Origin of the sequence: Leisingera sp. ANG-M7, from assembly GCF_000813965.1 — a bacterium.
In the GTDB taxonomy this organism is placed as follows: Bacteria; Pseudomonadota; Alphaproteobacteria; order Rhodobacterales; family Rhodobacteraceae; genus Leisingera.
The window spans coordinates 25,680-40,390 of the sequence record NZ_JWLI01000004.1 but is presented as its reverse complement, the minus strand read 5'-3'; the positions used below and the strand labels follow the sequence as shown (position 1 = coordinate 40,390).

General features: G+C 59.7%; 16 protein-coding genes and 1 pseudogene. 9 read left to right on the top strand and 8 right to left on the bottom strand.

Annotated features, from left to right (window positions below):
* The first annotated feature begins 22 nt into the window (after window positions 1–22).
* Both RA26_RS04675 and RA26_RS04670 read left to right on the top strand, forming a co-directional pair.
* A complete protein-coding gene (locus RA26_RS04675; RefSeq protein ID WP_039180632.1) occupies window positions 23–1,198 on the top strand; it encodes a CaiB/BaiF CoA transferase family protein in 1,176 nt (391 codons plus the stop codon).
* Window positions 1,195–2,331, top strand: a complete 1,137-nt coding sequence (locus RA26_RS04670; RefSeq protein WP_039180629.1) for an acyl-CoA dehydrogenase family protein — start codon at window positions 1,195–1,197, stop codon at window positions 2,329–2,331. The genes RA26_RS04675 and RA26_RS04670 overlap by 4 nt, the downstream gene beginning before the upstream one ends.
* Window positions 2,332–2,469: 138 nt before the next feature.
* Here the strand turns inward: RA26_RS04670 and RA26_RS04665 are convergent, their stop codons facing one another.
* The 7 genes from RA26_RS04665 to choX all read right to left on the bottom strand — a co-directional run bounded on the left by RA26_RS04665 (window position 2,470) and on the right by choX (window position 7,512).
* Window positions 2,470–2,778, bottom strand: a complete 309-nt coding sequence (locus RA26_RS04665) for a monooxygenase (RefSeq protein ID WP_039180627.1) — start codon at window positions 2,776–2,778, stop codon at window positions 2,470–2,472.
* A gap of 60 nt (window positions 2,779–2,838) precedes the next feature.
* Window positions 2,839–3,213, bottom strand: a complete 375-nt coding sequence (locus RA26_RS04660) for a hypothetical protein (RefSeq protein WP_039180625.1) — start codon at window positions 3,211–3,213, stop codon at window positions 2,839–2,841.
* Window positions 3,206–3,670, bottom strand: coding sequence for a MarR family winged helix-turn-helix transcriptional regulator (locus tag RA26_RS04655; RefSeq protein WP_082015758.1), 465 nt, complete (start codon window positions 3,668–3,670; stop codon window positions 3,206–3,208). The genes RA26_RS04660 and RA26_RS04655 overlap by 8 nt, the downstream gene beginning before the upstream one ends.
* Before the next feature lie 124 nt (window positions 3,671–3,794).
* Window positions 3,795–4,826, bottom strand: a complete 1,032-nt coding sequence (choV, locus tag RA26_RS04650; RefSeq protein ID WP_039180615.1) for a choline ABC transporter ATP-binding protein — start codon at window positions 4,824–4,826, stop codon at window positions 3,795–3,797.
* Between the two features lies 1 nt (window position 4,827).
* Complete coding sequence (gene choW, locus RA26_RS04645; RefSeq protein WP_039180613.1) at window positions 4,828–5,661, bottom strand: choline ABC transporter permease subunit; 834 nt, start codon at window positions 5,659–5,661, stop codon at window positions 4,828–4,830.
* A complete protein-coding gene (locus RA26_RS04640) occupies window positions 5,648–6,589 on the bottom strand; it encodes an alpha/beta fold hydrolase (protein ID WP_039180610.1) in 942 nt (313 codons plus the stop codon). Before RA26_RS04640 ends, choW begins: the two co-directional genes overlap by 14 nt.
* A complete protein-coding gene (gene choX / locus RA26_RS04635; protein WP_039180606.1) occupies window positions 6,586–7,512 on the bottom strand; it encodes a choline ABC transporter substrate-binding protein in 927 nt (308 codons plus the stop codon). Before choX ends, RA26_RS04640 begins: the two co-directional genes overlap by 4 nt.
* 109 nt (window positions 7,513–7,621) lie before the next feature.
* On the opposite strand from choX, the gene betI reads away from it, so the two are divergent.
* Both betI and RA26_RS22325 read left to right on the top strand, forming a co-directional pair.
* Window positions 7,622–8,263 carry a transcriptional regulator BetI gene (gene betI / locus RA26_RS04630; RefSeq protein WP_039180603.1) on the top strand — a complete coding sequence of 214 codons (642 nt, stop codon included), beginning with the start codon at window positions 7,622–7,624 and terminating at the stop codon, window positions 8,261–8,263.
* Window positions 8,264–8,637: 374 nt separating this feature from the next.
* A pseudogene (locus RA26_RS22325) lies at window positions 8,638–8,985 on the top strand (integrase core domain-containing protein); the annotation flags it as partial.
* 282 nt (window positions 8,986–9,267) lie between these two features.
* On the opposite strand, the gene RA26_RS04625 reads toward RA26_RS22325, so the two are convergent.
* On the bottom strand, window positions 9,268–9,771 hold the full coding sequence (locus RA26_RS04625; protein ID WP_241482583.1) for an Lrp/AsnC family transcriptional regulator: 504 nt from the start codon (window positions 9,769–9,771) through the stop codon (window positions 9,268–9,270).
* A 454-nt stretch (window positions 9,772–10,225) separates the two neighbouring features.
* Between RA26_RS04625 and RA26_RS04620 the strand changes: the two genes are divergently transcribed.
* The 5 genes from RA26_RS04620 (at window position 10,226) to RA26_RS04600 (ending at window position 14,685) form a co-directional block, all read left to right on the top strand.
* On the top strand, window positions 10,226–11,341 hold the full coding sequence (locus RA26_RS04620) for an aromatic ring-hydroxylating oxygenase subunit alpha (RefSeq protein ID WP_039180598.1): 1,116 nt from the start codon (window positions 10,226–10,228) through the stop codon (window positions 11,339–11,341).
* Between the two features lie 19 nt (window positions 11,342–11,360).
* The gene (gene gloA, locus RA26_RS04615; RefSeq protein WP_039180595.1) at window positions 11,361–11,798 is read left to right on the top strand and encodes a lactoylglutathione lyase; all 438 of its coding nucleotides are present in this window, start codon (window positions 11,361–11,363) and stop codon (window positions 11,796–11,798) included.
* Window positions 11,799–11,801: 3 nt separating this feature from the next.
* Window positions 11,802–12,200: a cupin domain-containing protein gene (locus RA26_RS04610; RefSeq protein WP_039180592.1), complete on the top strand. Its 399-nt coding sequence runs from the start codon at window positions 11,802–11,804 to the stop codon at window positions 12,198–12,200.
* Between the two features lie 173 nt (window positions 12,201–12,373).
* Window positions 12,374–13,816 (top strand): glutamine synthetase family protein, encoded by a 1,443-nt coding sequence (locus RA26_RS04605; RefSeq protein ID WP_039180589.1) that lies wholly within the window; start codon window positions 12,374–12,376, stop codon window positions 13,814–13,816.
* A gap of 23 nt (window positions 13,817–13,839) precedes the next feature.
* A complete protein-coding gene (locus RA26_RS04600) occupies window positions 13,840–14,685 on the top strand; it encodes an ABC transporter permease (RefSeq protein WP_039180587.1) in 846 nt (281 codons plus the stop codon).
* Window positions 14,686–14,711 lie beyond the last annotated feature (26 nt).

Sequence of the window (14,711 nt, the reverse complement as noted above, 5' to 3'; positions counted from 1 at the left end):
GCAAGCAATTGAAGGTGGATGCATGTTCAAAGATGACAAAACGGCAGGCCGCAGGCCGCTCGAAGGAGTTCGGGTGTTGGACTTCTCCCGCGTTCTGGCCGGGCCTTACTGCACGGCGCTGATGGCTGATCTGGGCGCGGAAGTAATCAAGGTTGAGCCCCCTGCAGGCGACGACTACCGCCATATCGGCCCGTTCAAGGAAGGCGAGAGCCTGCTGTTCCTGTCGGTGAACCGGGGTAAAAAATCCATCGTTCTGGATCTGAAATCCGCGAAAGGCGCGGCGGCGGCACGGGCGTTGGCGGCAGATTGCGACGTGCTGATCGAGAACTTCCGCCCCGGTGTGATGGATCGGTTCGGGCTAGGCGCAGAGGAATTGTGCAAAGCTTGTCCGCAACTGGTCTATGTCTCGGTTTCCGGCTTTGGACAGACCGGTCCGAACCGGATGCTGCCTGCCTATGACATAATCATCCAAGCGATGAGCGGCTTGATGGAAATGACCGGTGATCCGGACGGCTCGCCGATGATGGCCGGTGACGCCCTTGCCGATGTGGCGGGCGGCATGTTCGCTGCATTTGGGGCTATGGTGGCGCTGTTCGACCGTTCACGCAGCGGCCGCGGACGGCATGTTGATCTGGCGCTTTTCGACTCGCTGGTGTCGATGATGCCGGTGGCGGCTTGCCGGGCGCTGATGGCGGGTGAGACGCCAAAGCGGACGGGCAGCAAACACGCGCTTTCGGCGCCATTTGGCACTTATCCGGCTAAAGAGGGCAGTTTTTCTGTTGCGGTGCTGAACGACCGGCTGTTTGCGCGCTTCGCAGCGGCTATTGGCGCGCCGGAACTGGCGGGCGACGAGCGTTTCGCCAGTGACGCGTTGCGGCGTCAGAATGAACCGGCTCTGGCCCGGCATATCGAAAACTGGGCCGCCGCGCGCTGCGCGCAGGACGCTGTGGCGGCTCTGTCCGAGTCAGGCATTCCGGCCGCAGCCCTGTGTTCCGTAGGTGAGGCCTGGGCCTCGCCACAGGCGCATGCACGCGGGCTGGCGTCCCCAGTGGATCATCCTGTTCTCGGTGAACTCACCGTTCCTGAACAGCCGGTCCACTTCAGTGGAGCGGCAAGAGGACACCGGCAGGCGGCCCCGGAACTGGGCGCGCACACACAGGAAATTCTACAACAGTTACAGGAAGGAGAGGCCAAATGATCGGCGATCTGAACAGCGAAGAACAGGCCGTCATCGGCCAGATCGAACGGTTTTCCAGCGAGGTGCTGGAACCGGCCGCTGCCGCTCTCGACGCCAAGGGGCAGTTTGCAACCCTGCACCGCCCGGCACTGGCAGAAATGGGCATCATGGGCATGAACTTGCCCGAAACCTATGGCGGCATCGGTCTGTCCGGGCCAGCTCTGTACGGTGCAGTGGAGTCTATCGCAGGCGCCTGTGGCTCCACCGCTTCGATGCTGACGGCGCACTTCCTGGCGACGGATTCGCTGCTCCTGGGCGGGGATGAGGCGCTCAAACAGCGCTTCCTCCCGGCCGCCGCAGCGGGTGAGGCACTTGGCGCCTTCGCGCTGACTGAGCCGATGGCGGGTTCCAACCCTGCTGATATGCGCAGTACCGCCGCCCGCGAAGGCGACGGCTACCGGTTGAAGGGCTCCAAATGCTTCATCTCCAATGCGGGTGATGCAGATTTTATCGTGGTCTATGCCAAGACCGACAGCGCAGCCGGCGCCCGCGGGGTCAGCGCCTTTGTGGTGGAACCGGCCAAAACCGCTGGGGTGGAGATCGGCAAACATGAGGAGACCATGGGGCTGCGCGGCGGCCACGTGTTTCCGATCTCGTTTGATTGCCATGTGCCCGCGGAAAACCGGCTGGGCGAGGAGGGTACCGGTTTCCGAACCGCGATGAAGGTGCTGGATAACGGCCGTATCGAAGTGGCCGCGCAGGCCACTGGCATTGCGCGCGCCGCACTGGATGCGGCTGTGTCCTATGCCAAGGAACGTGAGGTCGGCGGACGGCCGATCGGCCATTACCAGGGGCTGCAGTGGATGCTGGCCGACAGTGCCACCGAACTGGCCGCGGCGCGGGCATTGGGGCTGCAAGCCGCCCGCAAGCGGGTCACTGGTGAGCGTTATTCGTCGGAGTCTGCATTCGCCAAGCTTTTTGCCAGTGAGGCTGCGTGGCGTATTGCGGACCGGGCGCTGCAGATTCACGGCGGCTATGGCTATACCCGTGATTTCCCGTTGGAACGCTACTTGCGCGACTTGCGGATCTTCCGGATTTACGAGGGATCATCGGAGATCCAGCGAACCATCATTGCACGCGAATTACTGAGTTAGCGATTTGGCAGGGCTAAATGGCTTTCGTAATCAAGCCACCGGTGCGAAGCTCCTGCTGAAGGAACCCGGATTTTGTACGCCTCTCCTGTTGCAGTCAGGAGAGGCGCTAGAGTTTAGCGAACCAGGTTTAAAACTTGTTTAAACTGGCGCGCGGTTGATCTGGCTGAGCTCTTCCATCACGTCAAACACATGGTCGCTGACAACTTTGATGCCGATCGCGTTCAATCGCGGAATGTGCATGGCCTTGTAGGCCTCCAACTGCTGTAGATCCTTGAACAGATAGGTGGAGCCGAAGTGATTGGTGCCGGCCTCATGGGTCCAGATTTTCCAGACAACGCCGGGTTCCTGGGCGATGCTTTCGGCTAGCTGTTTGGCGCCTTGGAGGAAATCTTCGGTGACGGGGCCATCGTAGGTCAGATGGATGTCCCAGATTTTCTGAGTGCTCATGATTTAGTCCTTCTTAAGGAGTTGCGAGAAACGTGTGGTTGAGATTGCATTGGGGCGGGCTCAGCCCTTGCGGAGCTGCAGGAAGCAGAGAGCCGAGAGCAGGGCGAAGAACGCCGGATCCGACCAGCCAAAGCCGGTGAAAATACCTGCGGCACCGGCGTAGAAAGTGACAGCGAGGCCCAGCAGGTTGGTCCACATCAGGCCGGTCAGGATCTTGCGGCCCTCGCCGCTGCCGGAGGGCGCATCGCGAAACAGGAAGCTGATGACGGCGATGCCGCCGAGAAAGATGCTGTTGTGCTGTGACAGAAACCAGGCGTAGCGGTCGTTCAGCTCAACACCATAGTTCGGCCACAGCAGGCCGGGCGCAAAAAACAACGCCAGAGCGAAGAAAGCGTAGATCACGCTGTGCGTTGTCAGGAAGGTGCGGTTACTCATTGAATTGGTCCTTTCGGGGGTAGTTCATGCTGCGGCGGAGCTGATTTAGCGTTCGGATAGTTTGTCGCTTGCCGTCAGCGGACAGGCCTTCAAAAATCTCCGCCAATGCGGCGTTGTGAATGGGCAGGAAAGTCTCAACCTTTGTCCTGCCTTCTACTGTCAGGGACAGGACGCGGCTGCGCCGGTCCGCATCACTGACCGTTTTTTCGACAAGCCCGGAGCGGATCAGGTTCTTGATCACCACATCCAGGTTGCCGGAGGTTCCAAGTGCCCGTTCCAGCAGTGTATTCACCGTCATCGGGCCCTTGTTGCTGAGGGTTTCCAGCACGTCCCATTGCGATGCGGTCAGGCCTGCGGCCCGGAACTCTGGGCCGATTGCCCGGTGGAACTGCTGGGCGCTGCGCAGGAGGGCCAGAACCAGCGCCATGTTTTCGCGGTCATGTGTGTCTCGTTTCATGCCTTGATATTTATCCCTAGTTAGGGATTAATCAAGCCGCACCACTCAAGAAAAATAGACCGGTGTGCTATGTCTTTGTTTTTGAACTGCAAAAATTCGGCATATGCCGGGAAAGCCTGCTGCGCTATTCGCGCAGCAGTGCCTTGAAGATATCGGAATGATCCAGCCTGCCAATGATGTTGCTGCCATTGGACACGAAGTACTCTCCGCCGTCGTTCAGCTGCGCTCGCATCAGATCCTTTACCGTCGTGCCGGCATCGCGCACCCGCGCGCCGGAGGGGATGGTACCGTTGACCGGCTTCATGATTTCGGCCGCATGAAGGACGTTCATCGGGTTCATGTGGGAGACGAAGTTCCGCACATAGTCTGTCGCTGGCTTCAGCACGATTTCCTGCGGTGTGCCCAACTGCACGATGCGGCCGCCCTCCATGATCGCAATCCGGTTGCCCAGCTTGATCGCCTCGTCCAGATCGTGGCTGACGAAAAGGATCGTCTTTTTCAGATCCGCTTGAAGCTCCAGCAGTTCGTCTTGCAGCTCGTTGCGGATCAGCGGGTCCAGCGCCGAGAACGGCTCATCCATCAGCAGGAGCGGCGCGTCGGTGGCAAAGGCGCGGGCCAAGCCCACCCGCTGCTGCATACCGCCCGAAAGCTCAGAGACATTGGTGTTGGCCCATTGCCCAAGATGCACCTTCTCCAGCTGCCGCATGGCCCGCTGAAGCCGCTCCTCCCGTGGCACACCGGCAGCCTCTAACCCGAAGGCCGCGTTTTCCAGCACGCTGCGCCAGGGCAGCAGGCCAAACTGCTGAAACACCATCGACACGTCATGGCGGCGGAGGCTCCGCAATTCTGCGGCAGAGGCGGCGGCGAGGTCCACAAGCCCGCTCTTGCTGCTCAGATGCACGGTGCCGGCAGCCAGCGGATTGAGCCTGTTGGAGGCGCGCAGCAGGGTTGATTTGCCGGAGCCGGACAGGCCCATAAGAACCACGATCTCACCTTCCTGCACCTCGAGCGAACAGTTGTGGACCCCCAGGATCTGCCCGCTTTCGGCCCGGACCTCTTCCCGGCTCAGGCCCGCGTCCATCAGCGGCAGGGCGGACTTCGGATTGTCGCCGAACACAATGCTGGCGTTTTCGAATTTGATGACCGGCTGTGCCATGTCAGCTCCTCCCGGCTTTCAGCAGGCGGTCCAGAAGGATCGCAACGATAACAATGACAATGCCAACTTCGAAGCCCTTGCCGACATTGACCTGGTTGAGCGCGCGCAGGGTGGGAACGCCCAGCCCGCTGGCGCCGACAAGCGCGGCCACCACGACCATCGACAGCGACAGCATGATGGTCTGCGTCAGCCCGGCCAGGATCTGAGGCATGGCCCAGGGCAGCTTCACCTTCCACAGCACCATGGCCGGGGTGGCACCAAAGGCATCCGCCGTTTCCACCAGTGCATGCGGCGTTGAGGAGATGCCAAGGTAAGTCAGCCGGATCGGGGCGGGGACGGCAAACACAACTGTTGCAATCAGGGCCGGAACCGCACCGAGACCAAACAGCACCAGCGCCGGGATCAGGTAGACGAAGGTGGGGATCGTCTGCATCAGGTCCAGAAGCGGCTGCAGAAGCCGGTAGAGCCAAGGCCGCCCGGCAGCCAGAACCCCGCCAGGCACGCCGATCAGCATCGACATAGTGGTTGCCGCGAGTACCAGAGACAGTGTTTCTGTGGTCTCGATCCAGTACCCCTGATTGATGACCAGAAGCAGTCCTAGTGCCGCAAAGGCAGTCAAGGCCAGCGAGCGGTGCAAATACCAGGCCAGCCCTGAAACCAGGCCGACCAGCACCAGCGGATGCGGCATTTGCAGCAGCCAAAGGGTGCCTGCGACGATGGCTCCGATCACCTCTGACAGCCCGTCAAAGAACCAGGCCATGTTGCCGGTCAGCCAGTCGACCATCAGCTTTGCCCAATGGCCGACCGGGATCTTATGTGTTTCAAGCCACTCCATGGATTTCTCCAATTCTTGTCCTTGTGCCTGCAGCCGGCTCCAGCCAGTTTAGGGCGGCATCACACATCATGCGGTCCAACACATGTCCGACGCCCGGCAGCGGGTCGAAGCGGGCCTCCGGGATCAGAGCTGCCGCTGCCGCACCCCGCTGCGGGGAAATGCAGCTGTCGCGGTCGCCGTGCAGAACCAGCGTCTGGCTTTGGATTGACTTGAGCAGCTGCCGCCGATCCGGTGTGGTCAGGACTGCCAAGGCATGACGTGCTGCACCGCCGCAAGAGTATCCTGCAGCGTAAATTACATCGACTTCACGCCGCAGCTCCGGCGTGTCGGTGATGCGGCCAGCGCCATAGGCCAAGGCGTCCTCCAGCAGGTATGCCCGGATCAGTTCCGGATCCGAAGGCCGGGTGAACAGACGCGCCATCCGGCACTTGGAATTCGCGTCTCCATCGACTTCGGCGGTTCCGTCGTTGCTGGCCAGCTGTACAAAGCGGCTGGCCCGCGGGCCTGCAGCGGCAGCAACCAGCTGGCTGATCATGCCGCCCATGGAGAACCCGATGATGTCGAAGGTGCCGACCTGCAGGCGGTCCAGCAGCGCCAGGACATCATCCCGCATGTCAAAAAGGGAATACGGGGCCAGATCCTGGGCGGCCGCGGTATCGCCCTGCATCCAGATCCCAGCAGCAAGCGGCTCGCTGTCTTCACCGCAGCGCGGCGACTGTCCAGCATCGCGGTTGTCAATGCAGATGACCCGGCGGGTTTCCGACAGCTGCCGGATAAAATCCGCGGGCCACTCGATCGCCTGCATGCCTAGCCCGACCAAGAGGACAACGGGATGGGCAGCCGGATCACCTGCCTCCCAGTAGCCGAGCGGCACCGGCTGGCCATTTGCCTTGGCGGTGTGAGGAATGAGCCACTCCATGATGGTCATTCCAGCCCGGCATAGGCGCGGACTGCGGGCAGTCCCGGGCCACCTGCAAGGGTGGACACTCCGTCCAGCCAACCGTCCAGCATGCCCGGGTGGTGTTTGATCAGCCGCATCGCAGCCTCTTCGGGATCTTCGCCATCGTTGATGATGTACCCCATGCCCTCGCTTTCCATCGGCACGGTAAAGTCCAGCTGGGCGATCAGGCGCCCGATGTTCGGGCATTCCTCGGTATAGCCCGCGCGGGTCTGGGTATGTACTGTCGCGGCCCCGAAGTCCGGACCGAAATAGTCGTCGCCGCCGCTCAGGTACTCGATGTCGAATTCCACATTCATCGGATGCGGGGCCCACCCGAGGAACACGACCCAATCCTCCCGCGATACGGCCCTGCGCACCTGCGCCAGCATGCCCTGCTCCGAGCTTTCTACAACGGTCCAGCCGCCCAGCCCGAAGGCATTCGTGTCGATGATATCCATCATCTGCGTGTTTGAGCCGGGTTCGATGCCGTAGAAGCGGCTGCCGAACTTTTCTGAGTGGGCGGCCAAGTCGGCAAAGCCGGTGACGCCCGCCTCATACACGTACTTCGGCACGGCAAAGGTGTACTTCGCCCCTTCCAGGTTCTGGTTCACCGTCTCGATGGCATCGCCCTCGATATAGGGCGCAAAATAGGTTGCCATGGCAGGGTCCCAGTATCCCAGGAACAGATCCAGATCGCCGTTGACCATCGCCTCATAGGTGACCGTGGTGCCGAGCACCTTTGTTTCCGCCTCATACCCCAGCCCCTTCAGCAGCACGGATGCCACACCTGAAGTGAGCGCCAGGTCCGTCCAGCCCGGCTCCGCCATCCGGACTTTCTCGCAGGATGCTTCAGCCAAACCCGCCCCCAGAAGCGAAATGCCAAGGGCAGCTGAAATCGAGAATGCCTTCATTTTTTCCTCCCAATTTTTATAGACTCGTTGGTCTATAACTAGTCTGATAGGTACACATTGACACTAGAGTCAACGAAATATTTACTCCGGTCAGCTCTGGGAGAGACGGATGAAGCGGAACAAACTGTGGAGGCTACGGACCGAGGAATATTCCAAGGCTGCCTTCGAAACCCTTAGTGAAGAAGGGCTTTCCGGAACCACCGTGGAGAAGGTCGCCAAACGCGCAGGCGTCTCCAAGACCAACGTCCTGCACTATTTCGGAAACAAGGCCCGGCTGCTGGAAATGGCCCTGCGTTACGGCAACGCGGACCTGGCCCGCGAAGTCAGCGCGCTCTTGATTCGCTCAAACACGCCGTGGGAGAGGGTCTATTCAGTGATCGAAGCCAATTTCTCGCGCCAGTTTTTTACTCCCAAGATTGCGCACGCCTGGCTCTCCCTGCTCGCGGAAATCCCGTACAATCCAAGCTACCAGAGGATACAGACCGCCATTCACCAGCGGATGCGCTCAAACCTGATGCATGCGCTGGAACAGCTGGCAGAGCGGGAAAGGGCAGAGGAGGTCGCCTTGGCGATTTCGGTCATGATCGACGGACTTTGGCTGCGATGCGGCCTGCACGAAGGCGGCATCGGCCGTGACACCGCTCTCCAGCAAATGGAACTGCTTATGGAATCTCTGTTTCCCAGCAGTCCCGCAAGATTGGCTGCTAAGGCCCGGATAGATGAGATTCAGTCGATCCTGAACCCGGGCTGAACCCGCTTACTGGCAAAACTCCGCCGTTTGGAATCTTTGGAGCGGGAGCCGCCACCCTGTCAGTTTGCACAGAGAAGTTAGGTACCGGGTCCCTTTGGCCCGGAGGACCGGGACGCGCCGCAGAAGATTTGGCAGGCCTGCGCGTGCGCCGAGATGAAAATTCTGCTGTCGGCACGTCTGAAAGCCCCTCACGTGAGTGTCTGATTTCTCAAGCAAGCTTAAGTGAATTTCGCTTACGTCGCGAAAAGCCGCTGTGCCGCCAGAACGTTCTAGTGCTCTCGCAAAAGAAGCAATGATCTCGTGCCTGCAGAGATGGGCAGGTTTGTCCGGTGAACTGTGAGTTCAACTGTCTCCAGATTTTGCACGCGCGGTGAATAAGCGACCTGTTCATCCTGCGCGGTATCCCGGCCTACATCCGGTCTGACAACGGGCCTGAGTTCGTCGCCCAGGCAGTCCGGGACTGGATTGCAGCCGTTGGTGCCAAAACCGCTTACATCGAACCGGGATCACCCTGGGAGAACGGTTACTGCGAAAGCTTCAACGCCCGGCTCCGCGATGAACTGCTCAACGGCGAGATATTCTACAGCCTCCGCAAGGCTCAAATCCTGATCGAAAAGTGGAGGAAACACTACAGCACCAAGCGACCACACAGTGCTCTGGGGTATCGCCCACCCGCGCCGGAAACCATCGTTCTGATGGATCAAAGGCCGGTCATGCACTAACAATCAAACCGGACCACTCAGGTGGGGCTGATCAGCGGTAGGTTGATCAGTGCAACAACGGTGAGTGTTTCGCATTGCCCGCAACATTAGAGGATTGAAAAATGATGCTTGGGAGGTGAATAGAACCATTGCTCAAAGCTGACATCTAGGAAATCAGGCCAGGCTGTTCGGTCTGCGTCGTAAGCTGGAAACTGAAGGCTATAACGCCTGCAAGGCGGTACTCCAGTAGGGCGCGTCAATCGAAGTTGCTGTTTTTCGCGCTTCTCTGCAGCCGGCAGCTTTCTAACAATTCTTCACATCCCTCTTTAACAGGAACTGATTCTTGAAGTTTTTCAAACCAAACATGACGTCTGCATCGGCGATGTCTTCGCTGGCGTGGATTTCGTGCTCAAGAAAACTCTTCAGTGCGTCAGTGTCATCGCTAACCAATTCAATGATCAGGTCATAGCGGCCCGCGACCCACAGTATGAAAACAACGCGCGGGTCGTTCTCAAGCCTTTCCGCCACCTGGCGCGGGGTTGTTCCTGCGGCAACGTTAACCCCGATCATCGCGTCGGTAGTATACTCGGTGGCCACGGGATCCGACATCGCCACGATCCGCAGCATGTTGTTTTCCCGAAGCCCGCTCACCCGGTTCCGGATTGTGCCTTCCGACACATCCAGTTTTTGAGCAATTTCGGAGAAGGCCATCCGTCCATCCTGCTGCAGCAGCCGGATGATCTGCTGGTTCAGGTCATCCCCCGGAGACCGGATGCTCTGACTGGCGCGTTTCGCACGCGAAGACACTTGCTGCTTTCCTTCCACTTGCCCGCTGCCTGATTACTGTTTCCGAAACACAAACTAGGACAACGCGCCGGAATCCGCAAATATGCAGTGCTGGTTTGCTAGACAAGGCCCTCTTGCCCGGCGAGAATCCTGCACACAGTACAGACTGCAAGGGCGCAATCCGCCTCTGGAACCCAACCTAGCTGCGATTCTCTTCAAATTTCCGAACCTGGCATGCGAATTTCGCACCCTCCGGACGTTTTCAGGCCAGAAGCTTCGCGATTCTTCCCTGAAAATTCCACTACCTAACGAAATTCGCAAATTTGTGTTGCTATGGCTTGCGAATTTCGCAATCATAACTCTCGATCCCTGCGAATGGCGCAAAACCTGCAAACAGGACGCCAGGGCAGGGACGGGTTCCATGCGCAGCACCTGATCAGGTCTGCCGCATGTGGCAGTGTCGAAGGGAGGAAGAATGACAATTGCCGAGGAAAGAACGCGGATTGCCGACGGGCCGAAACACGGGCTGACCGCCGATGCGTATCGCAGTGAGGAGTTCTGGCAGAAGGAATGCCGGACGGTCCTGTCCAGGAACTGGGTGTTCATCGGGTTTGCCCACCAGATCGCAAACCCCGGCGACGCCAACCCCGTTAGCTGCGCCGGTCTGCCGCTTCTGACCGTCCGCGGTCAGGATGGTGGCATCCAGGTATTTCACAATGTTTGCCTGCACCGCTGCATGACCCTGGTCGACAAGCCCAAGAATGTCGGCAAGCTGATCCGCTGCCCCTATCATGCCTGGGCCTATGATCTGGAGGGCCAGTTGCGCGCGGCACCTCATTTCGCCGGCACCGGCAAACAGGAGTTCGATGGTTTCGATCTGAAAGAACACCGCCTGAAGCCAGTCCGCACCCATGTCTGGCACGACTGGATCTTCGTCAACCTGGACGGCACTGCGCCCGCGTTCGAAGACTATGCCGCTCCGCTGATCAACCGGCTGGAGGGCATCGACTACGAAAAGCTGGAACCGGTTGGCCTGCTCGATTTCGGCGAGATCGACACCAACTGGAAATTGATCATGGAGAACTTCATTGAGCCCTACCATGTTCAGTTCGTGCATTCCTCGACCACAGATCAGCCGCTGGAGGATCACTATACCATCATCGATGGCAACTGCATCGGAAGCGCGGTGGACCTGAAGGAGGAGATCGGCACCGCGGGCAGTCTCGGCGTCAGTTCGCGCTATCTGACGCTGTATCCCAACTTCATCCTGGGCCGCTATTTCCCGGATCAGCTGGGCGTCTACCTGAACGTGCCCATCGGCCCAGGCAAGATGCGCCAGTACCGGGCGCTTTATACCACCGAAGGCCAGCAGCTATCGCCTGAGGAAGTCGACGGCCTGAAAGAGCTCTGGTGGGACGTCCATAAGGAAGACCACGAAATGGTCGAACGGATGTACGAGGGCCGCAAATCGCCGGTCGCCGCCGCCGGCGGGCTGCTGTCGCCCGCCTGGGAGGACAGCGTCCGCGCCTTCCAGGACCTGATCGAATGCGACATCGCCAATGACGGGGCCGCAGCTCCGGCCAACGCCTGAAGCAAAAGGAAGACAACACATGAGTGAACCCATTTCCAAGGGTTTCCGCCTGGCCCACACGATGATGCGGGTGATGAACATGGAGAAATCGCTGGAGTTTTACTGTGGTATCCTGGGCATGGAGGTGCTGCGCCGCACCGACTATCCCGAGGGCAAATTCACCAACACCTTCATCGGCTACGGGCCGGAGGCGGTCTCTCCAACACTCGAGCTCACAGCCAACTGGGACCAGGAAGAGCCCTACGACAAAGGCAACGGCTGGGGCCACATCTGTATTGAAACCCCGGATGTCTATGCCGCCTGCGAACAGCTGGCCGCCGCGGGCGTGAAGATCACCCGCCCGCCAGGGCCGATGAAGAACGGCACCCGCGTCATTGCTTTCTGCGAGGACCCGGACGGCTACAAGGTCGAGCTGAACGAAAGCATCCTGAAACACTTGGCCAGCGAAGGGGCATAATCCATGGGCGACCAACCGCAGCTTTTCAAATTCGACCTGGTCCAGGAACGCTACGACACCATGGGTGACAGCGACACCTACATCAAGCCGATGGTCACTAGCGAATTCAGTAAGTCCATGTGCGGCGGCATCAATGTTCTGAACAACATCAAGGTGCCGTGGAACCTGACTTGCGACGAGATCATCTACTGCCTCGAAGGCACTTTCCGCCTCGTCTGCGACGGCAAGGAATACATCTGCAACCGCGGCGACGTGCTCTTTGTGCCCAAGGACAACCACATCTCGTATGAGGCGGATGGCAAATGCGTGATCTTCTACGCCGCCTATCCGCACAATTGGAAACAGCTGGCCGGGATCACCGAAGTTCCGGGCATCGACCCATCGGACTTCGTCCCGGGCTGACAAACGCCACTCCTGGCAACTGGGCGCCCTAGTCTGACCCCAGGCGATGGGCTGCCCGCACCTTTTCCGCCAGGCAACTGCAGAATTCGAAAGAAACCAACGCTGACCGGCCCCCGGCGGTGAACGGCAAAGATGTGCCATTTCCCGCGTGCCACTCAATGGGAGGAACAACCATGCTGAAAGCCAATCCCGAAGCGAGGATCTATTACGAAAGCTTCCACGACGCGGTGGAGCGCAACCGCCCGCGCATCCCCGAGGTGTGCGAGCAGCTGGAAACGGCGGGCGTCAAATACGTCATGGCCGCCTGGATCGATCTGCACGGCATCCCAAAGACCAAACCGGTGCCGATGAGCGATTTCGAACCGCTTTGCCTCGGCAAGGGACCGCAGTTCGCGGTGCATTCAATCTCCTATGTGCCGGAACTCAGCCCCGCTGACAGCGACCAGGTAGTGGTGCCGGATCTGGACGCCGTCTATATCTGCCCTTGGGACACTTCGATGGCGATCATCTTCTCCGACCTTTATTGGGAAGATGCGCCCTATAACGTCTGCCCGCGCCAAGCCCTGAAACGGGCCATGCACGAGGCCGCGCAGGAAGGCTATTCCGGCTTTGCCGGCGTCGAGCCGGAATTCATCGTGATGAAATACGACGAGGCCGGCCAGCCGGTGAAGGCCTTTGACGACGACCCGGCAGACGGGATGCGGCCGCGCCGCCAGGCCTTTGGCTATGACGTGGAATACTCCATCGACTCGATGCCCTTCCTGAAGGACATGATCGACATTATCGAAGGCCTGGGCTGGAACCTGCACGATGTGGTGGCCGAAGGCGCCTATTCCCAGTTCGAGCTGGATTTTCACTATACCAACATGCTGGAAATGTCCGACCGTCTGGCCTTCCTGCGCATCACCCTCAAAGAAGTGGCCAAGAAACACGGCATGTTCGTCACCTTCATGCCGAAGCCGACAGTGGGCGACTGGCGCTCCGGCGCGCATATCAACATGTCGATGCAGCACGACAGCCGCCCGGGTGAGAACATCTTTGAAACCGCCGATGGTAGCGACTGGTCGGATGAGAGCCGCTGGGCCGTGGGCGGACTGATGCAGCACGCCGAGGCGATTACCGCGATCACCTGTCCAACCGTGAATTCTTACAACGGGCTGGTGCCGCGGGTGGGCGGTTTCGAGGGCGGCACCGTGACTTGGGCGCCGACCAACATCACCTACGGCTTCAACAACCGCTCCGCACAGTTCCGCCTGCCGCAAAGCCGCCACTGCATCGAAAACCGCGCCTGCGACATGACTATGAATGTCTACCTGGCAATGGCGATGCATCTGAGCTGCGCGCTGAAGGGCATCAAGAACAAGATCGACCCGGGCAAGCCCACTGATTTCGACCTCTACTCCAAAACCGAGGCCGAGCTCACCGAACTCGGCATCCGCCGGCTGCCCCGCACGCTGTTCAACGCGATCGAGGCGCTGCGCCGTGACGAGATGGCCGAACATGTGATGGGGCCGGTGATGCGCAAGTCGTATCTCGAATACAAGAACGACGAATGGGAGCGGTACCACCAGTCGGTCACCGACTGGGAAGTGCAGGAATACCTGCGCCTCTACTAAGCCTCCCAGCAAAGGACAGACCCATGACCCAGGCCCTTCGGACTTTACCAGCAACCCGGGCCAAGGATACGCGCCCGAAACTGCGGATTTTCGAGTTCAAGTCGGATATCCCCGCATCCTGGCGCCTCACCCTCGGAGTGGCGGTCTGGATCCTGTTCTTTGCCATCTGGCAGATCGCCGCCTGGTCCGGCGTGATGCCCGCAATCCTGCTGCCAGGGCCCGGCAAGGTCCTGACAGCGCTCTATACGCTCTTTGCAGAAAACGGTTTTCTGGGCGACGTTATGGTCAGTGTCTGGAGGGTGATGTTCAGCTTTGCCCTGGCCTGTGCGGTGGCGGTGCCGCTTGGCATCCTGATGGGCGCGTTCAAATCGGTCGAAGCGTTTTTCTCCCCCTTCGTTTCAGCTTGGCGCTACTTGCCTGCCCCTTCCTTCATTCCCTTGTTGCTGATGTGGTTCGGGGCGGGCGATGCGCAGAAACTGGCGCTCTTGTTCATCGGCGTGATCTGGTTCCTGATTACCTTGATTGCCGACCACACCAAGGCAGTGCCCAAGGATCTGATCAACACATCCGTGACCCTCGGCGGCTCCCGCTGGCAGGTGCTGCGCACGGTGGTGGTCCCGGCGGCGCTTCCCAACATCGTGATCGCCATGCGCCAGATGCTGGCGGTCAGCTGGACCTATCTGGTGATCGCTGAGATCACCGCCGCAGACGCAGGCATCGGCGCCATGATGATGCGCGCCAAACGTTTCCTGCATGTGGACCAGATCATGGCCGGCATCCTAGTGATCGGCCTTCTGGGGTTGATCTTCGACTACCTGCTGCGGGCGCTGCACCGCCGCGCATTCCAATATCTCGACGAATATTCCTGAGGAGCTGGAGCAGAACCCGAAAGAAC